Source organism: Chryseobacterium sp. GQ58 (assembly GCF_059758895.1).
Window position 1 is genome coordinate 1 of sequence record NZ_JCAXEH010000007.1, and the last position, 16,311, is coordinate 16,311.

Genomic DNA, 16,311 nt, shown 5'->3' on the forward strand with positions numbered 1-16,311 from the left:
AAAGGACAGGCAAAGACATAAAAAAGCGAGTAGTGAAAGCGGGTGTAAGCTCCTGAAAAATATAATAAATTTTAACTGCAAAAATTACATAACTCTTTAAATTAACTATAAGTTGAAGGGCTTCTTTCGTTTTCGTATAATCCAAAATGAAATTTAATATTTGCAATATTTTTCCAAGTTGCATATTTGAAGAGATAAAAACCGATAAGCATTCCAATTGTATTCAAAAATACATCATCTATATCGGCCACGCCTCTTCCTGTCAGGTATTGTATTGATTCAATTATACTTATTGCAATTAAAAAGAACAATGTAATGGGAACAAAACGGTTAAACTTCTTAATGCATAATCCTAACCAACCAAATGGACTGAATAAGAATATATTTCCAAATATATTTACAAGAAATGCCTGATTATCTATATTATTAGCATTAAAAAAATGCTGTATGGTAATAAACGGCTGATGTTGAATATATGATATTTCAGATGGTTCTCTTCCTGAGGCATAAAACATCATGTACAATAAAACGACGGTATATAAGGCAATAAATACTGCAAAATATCTTTTCATAGGTTTCCTTTTGGAATTAAAAAAGAGTTGAAGTGTTTATTAGTTTTTAAGTATAATCTAATAACAAAAATCTTACCTTAGTAGTATGGCGTTTTGAAACTTTATAATTCTTTAATAGTATTTAACATAATATAAAAAGCCCCACTACTTAAAGTGAGACTTTTGTATACTTTTTCAGGTAAAACTTAAACCTGAATAACTCCTAAATTAAATTTTTCAGTGATAGGAGAATGGTTTGCAGCTTCTATTCCCATAGAAATCCATTTGCGCGTATCAACCGGATTGATAATAGCATCAGTCCATAATCTCGCTGCAGCATAAGTGGATTCAGTTTGCTTCTGATATTTTTTTGATATTGAATTTAAGATTTCATTATGCTCTTCTTCAGTGATTTCTTTTCCTTGCTTTTTGAGTGTAGATTCCTGAATCTGCGCTAAAACTTTTGCAGCTTGAGAACCGCCCATTACAGCCAGATCCGCCCAAGGCCAAGCAACAATTAATCTTGGATCATATGCTTTTCCGCACATTGCATAATTTCCGGCTCCGTAAGAATTTCCTGTTATGATTGTGAATTTAGGAACAACAGAATTGGAAACAGCATTCACCATTTTTGCCCCATCTTTTATAATTCCTCCGTGCTCGGATTTTGAACCTACCATAAAACCTGTGACATCCTGTAAGAATACTAAAGGAATTTTCCTTTGATTACAATTAGCAATAAATCGGGTAGCTTTATCAGCAGAATCGGAATAGATTACTCCTCCAAACTGCATTTCTCCTTTACCGCTTTTTACAAGTTTTCGCTGATTTGCAACGATTCCGACAGACCAGCCATCAATTCTTGCAGTTGCACAGATAATTGTTTTACCATAATCGGGCTTATATTCCTCGTATTCAGAGTTGTCTACAAGACATTTTATAATTTCTAAAGTATCATATTGATCGGCACGGGAAACAGGCACAATACCAAAAATATTCTCTGCTTTCTCTTTTGGCGGGAAACTTTCGATTCTATCAAATCCAGCTTTTTCGTAGCTTCCGATAGATTTCATAATGTTTTTAATTCTATCTAAAGCGTCTTTATCATCTTTCGCCTTATAATCCGTAACACCAGAAATTGAACAATGAGTTGTTGCACCACCCAAAGTTTCGTTGTCTATACTTTCTCCAATTGCTGCTTTTACAAGATAACTTCCTGCAAGAAAAATAGATCCTGTTTTATCTACAATCATCGCTTCATCACTCATGATTGGTAAATATGCTCCTCCCGCAACACAGCTTCCCATAACAGCTGAAATTTGAATAATTCCTGCAGCGCTCATTTTAGCATTGTTTCTGAAAATCCTTCCAAACATTTCCTTATCCGGGAAAATTTCATCCTGCATCGGAAGATAAACTCCCGCAGAATCTACCAGATAAATAATAGGAAGCCTGTTTTCCATAGCAATTTCCTGTGCTCTCAAATTTTTCTTTCCTGTAATAGGAAACCACGCACCGGCTTTTACTGAAGCATCATTGGCAACAACCAAACATTGTTTTCCGGAAACATATCCCATCATCACAACAACACCGCCGCTTGGGCATCCGCCGTGCTCTTCGTACATTTCGTAACCGGCAAAAGCACCAATTTCAATGGAATCTGAATTTTTGTCAAGAAGATAATCTATTCTTTCTCTTGCCGTCATTTTCCCCTCGTCACGTATTTTTTGAAGTCTTTTTTCGCCACCGCCTTTTTTTATTTCAGTAAGTAAACGGTTTATTTCAGATAATTTTAATTTGTTTTGATCTTCTCTTTTATTGAATTCGATATCCATGAAATTTGTATTTTTAATCTGCCTAAAGATACTATTTTTATAAAAAACAGACTTAGAAACAGGTTTTGTGTTTAACTAAATGGTTATCAGAAAATTATGAAATATTTAACATTGGTATATTTTTATATGTTTGATTTTTTTTCTAATTTTACAGTAGAGGAAAGGAGCTGATTACTCCATACAATTTCCTCTGTTCCTAGTTTATTTTTTTAATAGTTTATTATTTGAAGGCCCTGAAAGTTTAACAGACTTTCAGGGTTTTTTATAGCTAATAATAAATAACGATAATGATTTTTTTTTGACCTTTTTGTAAAACCTATTTGTAAATTTGCCTGTTAAGTTTAATATAAAATAGACATGCAAAAATTAGCTCTTTTCAGGTTGCATCTTATCGTTTTTTTGTGGGGATTTACTGCAATTCTGGGAAAACTGATTCATGCAAATGCGCAGATTTTAGTGTTTTACAGAATGCTGTTTGCCGCTGTATTTTTATTTGTATTTATAAGAATTTTTAAAAAAGAAAGCATTAAGATCTCAAAAAAGCTTTTTTTTCAGCTTTCGGCAATTGGTTTTTTTATGGCGCTTCATTGGTGGTGTTTTTTTTATTCGATAAAAGTTTCAAACGTCTCAATAGCATTAAGCTGTCTTTCTTTATCTACTTTATTTGCTGCAATTTTAGAACCTATCATTTTCAAAAGAAAAGTTAATATGTCGGAAGTTATCATGGGAATTGTAATTGTAGCCTGTATTCTTTTGATTTTTAAAACAGAGTTGCAATACAAAGAAGGTATATTTTTCGGAATCCTTTGTGCGGTTTTTGGGACTATATTTTCAGTTTTCAACGGAAAGCTTTTTGGAAAAACCAGTCCGGGAAACATTATTTTTTACGAAATTTTCTCCGGCTGGCTCATTTTATCTGTATTTTACATATTATCAGGGCAAATTTTTGAAATGAATGAAATAAACTACAGAGATCTGGCGTTAATAGGCTTGTTGGCAAGTGTTTTCACAGCCTTTCCGATGCTGGAATCTGTAAAGCTTATGAAATATATTTCGCCGTTTACGTTAATTTTAACAGTTAATTTAGAACCGGTTTACGGAATTATACTAGCTTTTTTTATCTTTGGAGAATCAGAACACATGAGTTCAGTATTTTACGTAGCTTCCCTCGTAATGATTTTGGCAATTGTGGCAAATGCGCTGATCAAATCAAGAAAACAAAAAAACATTAATTAAGCATCAATGTATATGATGAAAAAATATCTTTTATTATCACTTTTTCTTTCATTTGGAGTTTTTCAATCTCAGATTATAAGAAAATATTCCAATGAATTTTTAAATATTGGAGCCGGCGCACGAGGCATAGCAATGGGTGGAGCGGTAATTTCCAATCAGGACGATGTATATTCTCCGATGTGGAATCCTGCAGGCTTGAATGGCATCCAAAAAGATTGGCAAGGTGCCGCCATGCACGCAGAATATTTTGAGTCGATTGCAAAGTATGATTATCTGGCTTATGCAAAAGTTTTGGAAGAAGGTGTTTTCGGAATCTCGATCGTAAGATTGGGTGTTGATAATATTTTAAATACAACTCAACTTATTGATACGGAAGGAAATATCGATTATGATAAAATCACTAAGTTTTCACAATCCGATTATGCGGGAATTATCTCTTACGCCTTCAATCCTGGAGGAAATCCGAAATTGGATGTCGGTGTAAACGCTAAACTTGTTTACAGAAATGTAGGAAAATTCGCAAGCGGATATGGTTTTGGTTTTGACATCGGGGCCATTTATAAAGCAGATAACGGATGGAAATTCGGAGGAATGTTGCGTGATGCTACAACAACGGTTAACTTTTGGACAATCAATCAGGATGAGCTTACAACGGTCGTAAACGGTGAAGAATTCAACCCAGCACCAACCGATAAAATGGAGCTTACGATGCCCAAACTGAATGTAGGAGCCAGCAGACTGTTTGAGATCAACAGCAGTATATATGTTTTACCTGAAGCGGGAATCAATGTAGATTTTGCTAAAACTGCAGCGCTTCTTTCAACAGATTTTGCGAGCGTTACGCCTTATGCGGGTGCAGAATTAGGTTATCAAAAGATGATTTTCGTGAGATTGGGTGTCAACAGATTTCAGTCGATTACAGATATTGAAGATCTTCAAAGAAAAGTTTCTTTTCAGCCAAGTGCTGGTATAGGAATCAGATACAGAGGATTAACGCTTGATTATGCGATCAGTAACTCGGGAATTGGCGGTTCCAATTTTTATTCTAATTTCTTCTCTTTGAAACTGGATATGGGAGAATTTAGAAATGATTAAAAATATAATAAAGTTATTATAATGAAGAAATTTTCAATAATCATAGCAGCATTTTGCATTACATTTTCTTATGCACAAAAAGTTTCGGATTATAAATATATAGCGTTGGCGGAAAAATTTACCGGCTTCAAGAATGATCTTTATGGTTTAGATACAGCACTTTCAAAGGCATTGAAAGCAAAAAGCTACGTTGTAGTTGCAGGAAATAAAAATGACTGGCCTTCAGAAGTCAACTCAAATCCATGTAGTGTTTTAAATGCAGATGTTATAAATGACAGCGGTTTTTTAAAGAATAAAATTATTTTAGAATTTAAAGACTGCAATAATAAAGTGATTGAAAGTCAGAAAGCAAGCACGTCGATAAAAGAATTTGAAGAAGGTTATCAGGATGCTTTACGTCAGGCTTTAGTGAAAATTCCTGTTTCCAATCCTGTAAATATGATTCAGCAAACACAAACGGCTACAGTAGAAGCTCCTGCTGTTACATCTTCTGCTAATGAAAGCTCATCGGCTTCAGAAAACAAAGCTGAAAAGTTTAGTAACGGTAAAGTAAATTTACAGAAAATACAAATTGATAATTCTCAATTTATTTTAGTAGAAGATAACAGCTCAGTTCCTTTTGCAACTTTTAAAGCAACTACAAAAAGAGATGTTTTCAGAGTGAAGTTGAATTCCGGCAATTCTACCATCGGATATTACGAAAACGGAAATATCATCATAGAAATCCCAATGAACAACGGAGAATATTCAAAAGAAGTATTCACATCAAAATAAAAAGAAAGCCTTACTTAAAAAGTAAGGCTTCTTAATAAACCATAAAAACTAACTATGGTAATAGAACCGTGTCTATTACATGAATAACGCCATTTGACTGATTTACATCGGCAATGGTCACTTTTGCTTTATTTCCTTTTGCGTCTGTTATATATAAATCTTTTCCTTTAGTCCAGAAAGTAAGCTGCTCACCCGCAACTGTATTCATCATTGCTTTTCCGCTTCCGGCTTTCACGGCTGCCCAAACCTGTTTAGAGCTGTATTTTCCGGGTAAAACATGATATGTTAAAATTTTTGTCAGCATCTCTTTGTTTTCAGGTTTTACCAGACTTTCTACCGTGCCTTTTGGTAGTTTGTTGAATGCTGCATCCGTCGGAGCAAATACGGTGAAAGGTCCTGCGCTTTGCAATGTTTCTACCAAACCGGCTGCTTTTACTGCAGCAACTAAAGTCTTGTGATCTTTGGAGTTTACAGCATTTTCAACAATATTTTTAGAAGGATACATAGCTGCACCGCCTACCATTACTGTTTTTTCTTTCATCGTTTGCGCGATTGCATTTCCGCTGAATGCGAATGATAAAGCGATCATTCCTAGCATTGTGAATTTTGATCTTGAGTTCATTTTCTTGATTTTTTTAAATTATTATATTTGATATCTTCTGCGTTCTTACATAGCATTTACGAAAGTCTTTTGGTTTTAGTTTTAAATTATCCAATATTTAGTTTAATATGTTGTAAATCAATTGTTTATTTTATTTAAATAAATTTTATGTAACGTTTAAAGCAGAGAATAAAGTATTTTGTAAAAAATTCAAGATTTAGTTTCATATCTGTTTTATTTTATTAAATTTGGAACGAAATATAAACACTATTAAAACAAAATATTCGGAAGAGGAACTTATCGGTTTGCTTAAGCAGCAAAGCGAATCTGGTTTTCATCATTTGTATGATCACTATTCCGGTGCGTTGTATGGTGTGATTCTTCGAATTGTGCAATCAAAAGAATATACAGAAGAAATTATTCAGGATGTTTTTGTGAAAATCTGGAATTCTATTCAACAATATGATTCTTCAAAAGGAAGATTTTATACATGGATGATCAATATTGCAAGAAACACGGCAATAGATTATCTGAAATCAAAAGGCTTCCAAAATCAACTAAAAAACCAATCATTACCTGATTTCGTATATAACAACGCGGATCTTTCTACAACTAATAATTCTGATTTTATTGGTTTTAATAAAGTATTGGAAGGTTTAGAAACTGACAAGCAGGAACTTATTGATCTTGCTTATTATCAAGGATATACACAAAGCGAAATATCAGAAAAACTGAATATGCCATTGGGTACTGTAAAGACTAAAATGCGCAATGCATTGATGAAATTAAAAGACCTGTTAAAAGATTTTCAATAAATTGAATAGTAAAGAATACATATCGTCCGGAATTCTAGAATCATATATTCTAGGCCATGCTTCTCCCGAGGAAGCAGGTATTCTGGAATGTGTGATGAAGAATAATGCCGAAGTAAAAGCCGCTTTCGAAGAAACGCAAAAAACTTTTGAAATGCTTGCAACAGCAGAGGCTGTGACACCACCAAGTGATCTAAAATCGAAAATTTGGGAGAAAATTCAACGTGAACAAATCGTTGAAAACGAAAGACCTGTAATTCCTGTCCAAAATAATGAACAAAAACCAATCGTTCAAAAGGAAATTCAGGAAATAAAGAATGAAAACAACAACAACTGGAGAAATTTTGCCGTTGCAGCTTCTTTGTTGTTTCTGATAAGCATGGGCGTGAATTTTTATTGGATGAGCAGCCAATCGCAAATTAATAAAGAAATTGTAAAATTAGAAACAGAAAAGCAGTCTAAAAATATTGCAATCCGGGATTTGCAGCAAAAACTAAATGTCATATCAAATCCGTATATGTTGAAGATCGCATTGGCTGGAGTTGAAAAACATCCTGAAGCCAAAGCAACTGTTTTCTGGAATAAAAACTCAAAAGACGTATACTTAAGCGCAGACACTTTGCCAAAAGCACCCGAAGGAATGCAATATCAACTTTGGGCAATTGCAGACGGTAAGCCCGTAAGCGCCGGGATGTACGAAGAAAATAAAGATACTAAAATCGCATTATCAAACATTCCTAATGCTCAGGCATTTGCAATTACACTTGAGAAAAAAGGTGGAAGCAAGGTTCCGACGATGGAGAATATGTATGTAATGGGTGGAGTTTAATTAAATTTAAGCATTAACTTTTTTCTGACCGTCTCTGTAAAGCTTTGCGCTGCTCCATTTGGCATGTTTCGAAGGCTCGATTCGTAAGCCTTTTTTAAATGTGTAGACTTTCGTAAATTCGGCACCGAAGAAGATCAACATACATGAATAATTGATCCACATCATGATCAAAATTACCGTTCCTGCTGTTCCAAAAGCGGAAGTCGGTTTAAATTCACTAAAATAAAGGCTCAGCAAAAATTTTCCGAAAGTAAAAAGTACAGCAGTAAGTAAAGCACCTTTCCAAACAGATTTCCAGCTGATCTCAACGTCGGGAAGCACTTTAAACATTAGCGCAAAAAGCAGCACGACAATTCCGAAGCCGATCGTAAAGTTGATGATTTCGACAACCATATAGGTTTCAAGTCCAAAATAATTGGTGATAAAATTATTAAAAAGGCTTATTAATGATGATAAAATCATTGTGATCATTAGCAAAAAGCCTAAAATAAGGATCATTCCTAATGAATTGGCACGATCTAAAAGAAATTTCACCAATGCTTTTTTGGGCGCAGCTTCTACGTCCCAAAGGTTATTCAAAGATTTTTGCAGCTGGAAAAAAAGAGTTGTGGAACCGAAAACCAAAGATCCGATTCCGACAATTTTCATAAAAATATTTTCTTTATCGATCAAAGCTCCTGCAATCATATTTTGAACGCTTTCCGCAACTTCAGTGCCCATCATTCCGCTGATCTGATAAGTTATTTCGCCACGTATGGCTTCTTCACCGAAGAAATATCCGGCAATCCAGATAATAATGATAAGTAAACCCGGAATCGAGAAAATCGCATAATATGCCAGGCTCGCTGAGTCGCTTGAAGCAGAAGAATTATTCCATTCTGTAAAAGTTTCTTTGACAACCTGCCAGAAAAATTTTATTTCTTTTATCATATTAAAAAGGATATCCGATTGCAATATTTAAAATTAAATTATCTTTTCTCCAGCTTCCGCTACCAAAGTTGATCTTATCAAAAGCCCATCTGTCTCCTTTATCGTAATAAGGAACTCTCAAAGGCATCGCTAAATCGAGCCTAAGAATTAAAATAGAAAAATCAAGTCGCAAGCCAACACCTGCGCCGACTGCAATTTCTTTTAAAAAGTCTTTAGAAAATTTTCCGCCCGGTCTCGTTATTTCTCCCTCATCATTCAGCTCATCATTAATCAGCCAGATATTTCCGGCATCAGCAAAAACGGCAACATTTAAGAATTTATAAAGATTTGCGCGGTATTCGGCATTTAATTCCAATTTTACATCACCTGCCTGATCAAAGGCTGCTCTTGTATTATTTCCGTCTCTCGGATCGTAACTTCCCGGCCCTAAAGTTCTTGCGCGGAAAGCTCTGATACTGTTACTTCCGCCCACAAAAAACTGTCTTGAGAACGGGATGTGCTCAGAATTTCCGTAAGGAATAGCAACGCCGGCAATCAGTCTGGTTGCAAAAGATGTTTTTTCGGTAAGTTTGTGATAAAAACGAAGGTCATTTTCAATTTTTGCATATTGACTGAATGGCACGCCGAAGATGCTTTTCTGATTTCCTTCTTTAGCATTTCCTCCGGATATAAGTCCTGCAATGTTTCCTGCTAAATCAAGCATTCCTTTATAATAGAATGTATTTTTTTTAGGAAGCATCGTTGTTGAATAAGTGTAAGAATACGTTGGCCCGAAAATAAGTTGCTGCTCTGTAATACGTCTTAAATAAGGGTTATTTATTGCTAAAGAGTCGAACTTCGGGGTGACATTTGCCGGGTCGATTAAAGATATGTCAATCAGTTTCAGCTCATGTTCTTTTCTTACATTTTCTTTCCATTGATATCCGAATGAAGCATTGAATGTATTTAAAGTATATAAAGTTGTACGATTCTGGAATTCATATCCAAGCTGAATATTTGTTCTCGGTACGAAAGCGCTCGAAGAATTAAAACGGAATGGCGCCACAATTCTTGGAATCGACAATTGTGCATTGGCTCCTGCTCTGAAAATATTTTCGGCATCAGAAGGACCGCCGATTTGTACATCAAAAGCACCATAAACGGAAGCTTTAAATTGTTCAGCACCTCTAAAGAAATTTCTTTGAGTCCAGTTTAAATTTACTTCACTTCCTGCGTAGTTGGCTGAATTTGTTCTTGCCAAAGCTTCCAACCTTAGCGATTGTAATTCTCTCGGAGTCAAAACATAATATGCATCAAACTTATGATTTAAAGAATCTGACACAACAAATTCATTTTTAACAAATTTGAAAACACCCAAACTGATGAGCCTGTTTAATGAAAGATTATGGTCTTTTCTGTTATAAATATCACCTTTGTTGAAATACAAAGCACGATCGAAAATTTTCGGTTTAAACTTTTTTTCAGGATCAACTACATAAATATCACCGTATTCATATCCCGAAAGAGAATCGGCACTCATCGGAATTCTGTATTTTCCTCTTTTTACATCACGAAGATTATAATTCGGGAAAACTACAACCTTATCAATCGTAAACTGTTCCGTTGCCAACTGCGGAGTATTGTCTTTCAGCTTTACAATAAGCTCAACTTTAGGTTCGCGCGTTACTGTGCTGTCCGCCTGAACGATAATATTGTCGGGATTGAAATAATAAAATCCTTTCTCTTTTAAACCATCATCTATTCTTTGTCTTTCAGCTTTGATCACATCAAGGTCAAACGGATTTCCAGGTTTTAATAAAGTTTTATCTTTTAAATTTTGAATTTCAGTATTGACTAATGTAGAATCCTGCGGAAAGTTGACATTGCTGATAAGATATCTCGCTCCCGGATTTAAGGTGTAAATTACTTGCGCTTTCTTATTTTTCGAAACGGTATCATATCTTGCTCTTGCATTGAAATAGCCTTTATTTTCAGAATAATTTTCAATGATATCTTTGTTGAATTCACGATCTACATCACCAAGTAAAACAGGCTCTTCACCAAATTTATATTTAAGCCAATATCTTAAGCCTTTTTCTTTTTTTGGTTCTTTCGTTGCATTGTAAGCGTAAAGCTTTGGGCGTAAACCAAGAAAAGAGGAATTGGGTTTTGGTGTCAAATTTTCCTTTAAAGCATCTTTAAGCTCACTTTTTTCTTTTTTCGGAAGAGTATCATTTTCGATATTGATTTCGGCACCTGTGTAAAGCATTTGCCCTTCCTTTAGAAATTTGGTATTGCTACAGGAAATGACAGCCGCAGTGAATCCCGATGCTAAAAAATATTTACAGTATATGTTAAATTTATTTTTCATTATTTAAATTCTACGCCTTCGTTATTCTTATTATTTCTTTTATTTTCTCTTTTCTTCATTTTAGATTTCTGGAAAATATCCCTGAATTTGTCATAATCCAATGTAATGATAAAACCTATTCCGGTCTCCACAATCTGGCCTTGTAAGGCTACCTGATAATCGTTTTTACGGTATGCGCGAAGCATATATCTTCCGTCTCTGGAAAGATTGTAATCTATTGTGACATCTCCGGCAATATTCGTTGTATTTTCGTTTTGTCTTGCTTCACCTTCTACACCAAAGTTGCTTCCAACCGAAACTTTTAGACGATCATTAAGCAATCTTTTGCTGACATCAATGTTAAGATCGGTTCTTTCGTTTCGTTGTCCGGTAGAATAATCTTCTGTAGATTCGAGGTCAAAATTTAGATCAACTCCTTTAATAAGATCTGAAGCTAAATTATTAAGCTGTTGCGAAAGTATTTTACTTACACTCTGTTTCGCCATTGTTTCCGCAGAAAGTCCGGAATTGCTCTGGAACGGATTTTCACCTATAAACCTGTTCAGTAAAAGCAATGCAAAAACCTGCTTATTCATTTCGTTTTCGTCTTGTCTCAACTGAGCCAGTTTTCCGTCAATGGTTTCGGTAACCGCAGAAGATACGGCATTATTTTTTTCGTCTGTTGTAATATCGAACGAAATCTGAGGCTTTAAAAGCTCTCCTTTCAGGATCAATAATGTATTGAACGGAATTCTTTGCTTAAACTGATTCAGAAGTGCCGGATCGCCTGAAAACTGCTGTTCTACAAGGTCGATTGGTGCGGCTTCTGTTCTGTAAATTGCGGTGATATCCAAAGTGGCGGCGGTTGGTTCTCCGGTCCATGTAATCGTGCTTCCTTTTTGGATGTCAAATTTTCTTTTCAGCAGGCTTACAGACAATTCATAGCTTCCTTTTTCAACCTGATAAACACCGACTAAAGTGGTTTTTCCCGACGGATCAATTCCTCCCGTAAGATCGGCTTCGCCTTGCAGCTTCACAAAATCTCCATTGGCTTTATCAATAATAATAGAGATTTTAGCTTCTTTGTCGACTTCAATATTTACATTCACATCCATTCCTTTGATGTTCGTTTGAGAATCGATAGAATCTGTTTTAATGGTTTTGTTTAAAGCAACCTGATCCTGATCTATAAACTCAACAATACCGTCTCTTTCCTGTAACGAAGGGCTGGATTGCGGAAGCACAAAAACAAAATCTGTCGTTTCTGAAACGGCAAGCCTTCCGTCAACTTTCGGTAAATCCAAATCTCCACGAATCTTTAAAGCCGCATCAATCGCAAGAATTCCGTACAGAATCGCATCATTCGACTTTTCAGAATTCACAACTTTAAAATCTTTAGCATTTACATCAAGATTAAATGCAAAATCTCTGTAGGTTTGTGTCAGAACCTGTCCGTCGATGTTTAAAGAATTTCCGTCTTTATCATTGATTTTAAAATTGTCGAATTCAATTCCTCTGTTCGTAAATGCTATTTCGTCATTGATATTTCTGAAATCACTTCCGGTCTGTGAAATCATCAATCCAACATTATTTAACTTCACATCACCTAAAATCTTCGGTGCAGAAGTACTTCCGGTAATTTTCAAATCACCCGACAAATAGCCTTCCGTATTGGTAATTGCATTCATGGTAAAACCCTGCAAAGTTTTCATCTGAAGCTGGTTCATATCAAGATTCAAATCAAAAGTGCTTGCCGAAGTATTGTAGTTTCCGGTGATTTTCATATCATTATTATTCCCGGAAAGCGTAATATCGGCGTTCAGAAGATTGGCAGAAGTATTGTTTACTTTTACATCAAGATTTCCGACCGGGCTTCCAAATACAACTAAATCTGTAATGTCGATATCCGATGTAAACGTCATTTCTTTAGTCAGATTTCTTAATTGAGCGGTTCCGTTAATCGTTCCTTTTGCCAAAAGAGAATCTTTTTTAATGATTTCTGTAATGGTTTCAATTTGAAAATCTTTCAACGAAACATTTAAAGGACTGTTTGGCGAATTGTTTTCCGACTGCAGCAAAATTTCGCTTCCGGCATTAGACAACCTGAAATTATCTGCTAAAATTCCCTGGCTTCCGATTTGTATTTTGTTGTTTTCAGCGACGGTCCAATCCATATAATTTAGTTTTAAACCATTTGGATTCAGAGAAATTTCTGTAACATCATTTATGGATTTAGCATTTCCAGCAATTAAAAACCGCGTTTCATCTTTTTCGTCCTTTGTCGTGATATTATAATTGATGATATTGTTGGCGACATCACCATTAACATTCACTTTATTTAAAGCAAAACTTTCACTTTTCAAAGAAGAAACGCCAAGATTATATTGCAAAGCCTGATTTTCGTTGGTGATTTTTAATGATGTATTTTCCAACGAATAGTCGCCATACAAAACCTGCGGAATTTGGGCATCAACTTCGATTTGTTGAGAATCTGCATTATAATTTCCGTTGATATTGATGGTTTCAAAGCTTTTTAAATCCGGAACAAATTTTCTGATCAGATCATCATTTTTAATTTTTGCATTAAAAGTGAAAAATTGTCCGGCATCTATTTTTTGTGCTTTTCCGGGTTTTTGAAATTGATAATATTGATTAATAGTTTGCTGCAAAGCCCCAAAAATCTGTGTCAGTTTATATTTACCATTCAACTCTACATCAGCGATCTGCGAATTGAGAACGATTTGAGTAGAATCGCTTGTAGATGATGCTTTCAGACTGACATCCTGAATCGGGAAAACTTCTTTTGTGTCTGAAATAGCGAAATTTTTAAGATTCAGATATCCGTTTAAATTATCAGGATCAAGGCTTGTAAAATCACCGTCGATTCCTCCTGCAATGATCATTGGCGAGCTGTAAAAGCCAAGTTTATTCAGATCAAGCTTATTGATGTTTCCGTTGACTTTGACGGTCGGATTCTTTTCGTCATATATTCCTGAAGCCGTCAACTGCAAATTGGCATTCGGATCTTTTGAGTTTAAGATGATGTTGTAGGCACCACGATTTATTTTTCCGACCAAATTCATATTTTGGTAGCGATAACCGTTATAAACTGCAGATTGTACATCGCCTTTGATATCGGCGTTTGCATTTTTAAAATCAAAGCTTTCACCTTTCGCGGAAACTTTTGCCGTAATGGCTCCCAAATCTTTATTCTGAATGATTTTTCCGATCTGTAAATTCTGAAGGTTTGCTTTTACATCATATAATTCGCGGTTTTTTCTTCGCATGTCAACTTTAGCGATAACGGCGGCATTTCCAAGCGTTGAATAAAGATTCAGATTGGCATTCACAACTTTCGTTGAGCCTTTCGCTGTACCTTTTATGCTAAAATTTGATGGTAAAGTAATATTTGAAGGAATTGTATTTTTCGGAACTAAATTATAGATCGTTTTTGCCGATGAAGAAAGTTCTGTAATCTTCAAATCATAATATAAATTGTCAGGATCCATCGCGTTTTTCACCCTTCCTGATGCGGCAATTCTTAGTTGATCCAAGCCTGAAACTTTTAGATTTTGAATCAATAAATTATTTACACTTCCTTTTACATTCGTATTGACGCTCAATATCGCATTTGGATATTTGTTGAACGGAGCGGTATTCCTTAAGGTCGGAACCAAATTTAAAATGTCGGAAAATCCAATTTTTGAGTTTTCAATATTGGCTGAAATTTTTACTGCGCCGAGGTTTGAACTTAATTGTTCGATCGAATTATAATTTAAAACAACTTCATCTCTTAAAACTGTTTTTGGAGTTTGCAGATACAAATTCTTCAAATAAGCCTGCTTTTCTTCATACACAAAATCGGTGTTGAATTTTTGAATATCCAAACCTCTTGCTTCCTGAATTTCTGCTGATTTTACACTTCCTGCAAACTGGTTGTTTTGCATTTTGAAGTTTCGTACGTCGAGATTCAATTTGGCAAAATTCAGATGATTAAAATCCATTCCGGATCGGGTAGGAGCAATAGCCGTATTGTTGTAGGTTACTTTTACATCATCAAGAATCAGTTTTCCTAAAAGCATTTGCATTGCCTTTTCTTTTGTAGAATTTCCAGACGGTTCAGGCTCGTTTTGGCTGTCTTTTGGGTTGGCATTTTCTGCCGGAAGATAGAGATTCGCATTAATGTTTGCGCCTGTAAAGTAAACATTCCCAACATTATAAGTATTGTTTTGTAAATCTATATTGTTGATTTTTGCACTTAATTCTTTGAAGATAACTTTAGCAAAAGTTTTGGTATTGTCATCGCCGTAATCAATATTGAAATTAGTAAATTTTATTCCGTTGAGATCTAATTTCATAGGCTTTTGCTGATTCAGGGAATCTACTTTTTGTTCCGCTTTTTCTGCAACTTCCTTTACAAGATCTTGTTTCAGTTTTAGTTTTAATCCGTCAAGATTAATATCATTTACAGCATAAGAATTGTTTTGAAGATCAAAAGTTTTCACTCTTGTATCAAAAGATTTGAAATATACCTGAATATCATTTCTCGATTGGCGGTCATCGAAAGTCACACCAATATCTTTCAGTTTTATTTTGTCTAATGAAATAATAAAAGGCTTGGATGTACTTTCTTCTTTATCAGATGTCGCAAAAGCATCAATAATGTAATCAAAATTAAATTTTCCGTCAGGATTTCTTACGACATTGGCGCGTACGCCTTCAAGATCGATTGAAGTAAGATCTCCTTTAGAATTGATCAGCTTCCACATATCCAAACCGACATCGAATTTTTTTACAGCCAGCAATGTGTCGATATTCTGACCTTTCAGATACAGGTTTTCCATAATCAGGCTGTTTGGAAAGCCAATATATACGCGCTCCAGGCTTACATCTGTTTTGATCTTTTTTTCCAGATAAACGACGAGCTTATCTTTCACATAGTTTTGAACTGCAGGAAGCCGCAAGCTTAATATAAGCAGAATAAGCAGAATGATGATCGAGATAATTGTGATTACAATACCTCGTATGATTTTTCTTTTATTAAATTTTAGTTTCAAATTTCGTGTGATTTAGACAAATATAATTAATTACTTTTACTCTTGATTTTGGAGCGTTCAACTACATTATGCAGCCTTTATTTATATTGCTTTATGGATTGAAAAATTGAAACATAATGATATTTTCCATGTTTATTCTGTTTTTATAAAATTTTGTTAAAATACCAGCAATATGTTTGCCAACCCGCACCAAATGATAATAATTGATCAATATGTGGTATGTGCGAAAAAAATTAAAACCTGCTCAAAAGAACAGGCTTTA

11 protein-coding genes are annotated in these 16,311 nt (G+C 34.8%); 5 read left to right on the forward strand and 6 right to left on the reverse strand.

Going from position 1 to position 16,311, the window contains the following annotated elements; all coding sequences use genetic code 11:
- Positions 1-101: 101 nt before the first annotated feature.
- The gene (locus AC6CHK_RS14575) at positions 102-572 is read right to left on the reverse strand and encodes a VanZ family protein (protein WP_498097337.1); all 471 of its coding nucleotides are present in this window, start codon (positions 570-572) and stop codon (positions 102-104) included.
- 185 nt (positions 573-757) lie between these two features.
- Positions 758-2,386, reverse strand: a complete 1,629-nt coding sequence (locus AC6CHK_RS14580; protein ID WP_498097338.1) for an acyl-CoA carboxylase subunit beta — start codon at positions 2,384-2,386, stop codon at positions 758-760.
- Positions 2,387-2,743: 357 nt separating this feature from the next.
- On the opposite strand from AC6CHK_RS14580, the gene AC6CHK_RS14585 reads away from it, so the two are divergent.
- Genes AC6CHK_RS14585 through AC6CHK_RS14595 form a run of 3 tightly spaced genes read left to right on the forward strand, consistent with a single transcriptional unit; the run spans position 2,744 to position 5,491 of the window.
- Positions 2,744-3,622, forward strand: coding sequence for a DMT family transporter (locus AC6CHK_RS14585; RefSeq protein WP_498097339.1), 879 nt, complete (start codon positions 2,744-2,746; stop codon positions 3,620-3,622).
- Between the two features lie 15 nt (positions 3,623-3,637).
- Complete coding sequence (locus AC6CHK_RS14590; protein WP_498097512.1) at positions 3,638-4,717, forward strand: putative type IX sorting system protein PorV2; 1,080 nt, start codon at positions 3,638-3,640, stop codon at positions 4,715-4,717.
- Between the two features lie 21 nt (positions 4,718-4,738).
- Positions 4,739-5,491: a hypothetical protein gene (locus AC6CHK_RS14595; protein WP_498097340.1), complete on the forward strand. Its 753-nt coding sequence runs from the start codon at positions 4,739-4,741 to the stop codon at positions 5,489-5,491.
- A gap of 52 nt (positions 5,492-5,543) precedes the next feature.
- Here AC6CHK_RS14595 and AC6CHK_RS14600 read toward each other — a convergent pair whose 3' ends face one another.
- On the reverse strand, positions 5,544-6,113 hold the full coding sequence (locus AC6CHK_RS14600; protein ID WP_498097341.1) for a fasciclin domain-containing protein: 570 nt from the start codon (positions 6,111-6,113) through the stop codon (positions 5,544-5,546).
- A 227-nt stretch (positions 6,114-6,340) separates the two neighbouring features.
- Here AC6CHK_RS14600 and AC6CHK_RS14605 point away from each other — a divergent pair, with 227 nt between their 5' ends.
- Together AC6CHK_RS14605 and AC6CHK_RS14610 are read left to right on the forward strand one after the other, a co-directional pair.
- On the forward strand, positions 6,341-6,907 hold the full coding sequence (locus tag AC6CHK_RS14605; protein ID WP_498097342.1) for an RNA polymerase sigma factor: 567 nt from the start codon (positions 6,341-6,343) through the stop codon (positions 6,905-6,907).
- 1 nt (position 6,908) lies between these two features.
- Positions 6,909-7,733, forward strand: coding sequence for an anti-sigma factor (locus AC6CHK_RS14610; RefSeq protein ID WP_498097343.1), 825 nt, complete (start codon positions 6,909-6,911; stop codon positions 7,731-7,733).
- Between the two features lie 6 nt (positions 7,734-7,739).
- Here the strand turns inward: AC6CHK_RS14610 and AC6CHK_RS14615 are convergent, their stop codons facing one another.
- From AC6CHK_RS14615 to AC6CHK_RS14625, 3 genes are read right to left on the reverse strand one after another with little or no spacing between them, the layout of a single operon-like run.
- Complete coding sequence (locus AC6CHK_RS14615) at positions 7,740-8,663, reverse strand: YihY/virulence factor BrkB family protein (RefSeq protein ID WP_498097344.1); 924 nt, start codon at positions 8,661-8,663, stop codon at positions 7,740-7,742.
- A 1-nt stretch (position 8,664) separates the two neighbouring features.
- Positions 8,665-11,013 (reverse strand): translocation and assembly module lipoprotein TamL, encoded by a 2,349-nt coding sequence (tamL, locus tag AC6CHK_RS14620; RefSeq protein ID WP_498097345.1) that lies wholly within the window; start codon positions 11,011-11,013, stop codon positions 8,665-8,667.
- The gene (locus AC6CHK_RS14625) at positions 11,013-16,049 is read right to left on the reverse strand and encodes a translocation/assembly module TamB domain-containing protein (protein WP_498097346.1); all 5,037 of its coding nucleotides are present in this window, start codon (positions 16,047-16,049) and stop codon (positions 11,013-11,015) included. The genes tamL and AC6CHK_RS14625 overlap by 1 nt, the downstream gene beginning before the upstream one ends.
- Positions 16,050-16,311 lie beyond the last annotated feature (262 nt).

Coding starts and splice junctions, on each gene's coding strand:
- AC6CHK_RS14575 (WP_498097337.1), bottom strand. CDS start 572: ATGAAAAGATATTTTGCAGTATTTATTGCCTTATATACCGTCGTTTTA.
- AC6CHK_RS14580 (WP_498097338.1), bottom strand. CDS start 2,386: ATGGATATCGAATTCAATAAAAGAGAAGATCAAAACAAATTAAAATTA.
- AC6CHK_RS14585 (WP_498097339.1), top strand. CDS start 2,744: ATGCAAAAATTAGCTCTTTTCAGGTTGCATCTTATCGTTTTTTTGTGG.
- AC6CHK_RS14590 (WP_498097512.1), top strand. CDS start 3,638: ATGAAAAAATATCTTTTATTATCACTTTTTCTTTCATTTGGAGTTTTT.
- AC6CHK_RS14595 (WP_498097340.1), top strand. CDS start 4,739: ATGAAGAAATTTTCAATAATCATAGCAGCATTTTGCATTACATTTTCT.
- AC6CHK_RS14600 (WP_498097341.1), bottom strand. CDS start 6,113: ATGAACTCAAGATCAAAATTCACAATGCTAGGAATGATCGCTTTATCA.
- AC6CHK_RS14615 (WP_498097344.1), bottom strand. CDS start 8,663: ATGATAAAAGAAATAAAATTTTTCTGGCAGGTTGTCAAAGAAACTTTT.
- tamL (WP_498097345.1), bottom strand. CDS start 11,013: ATGAAAAATAAATTTAACATATACTGTAAATATTTTTTAGCATCGGGA.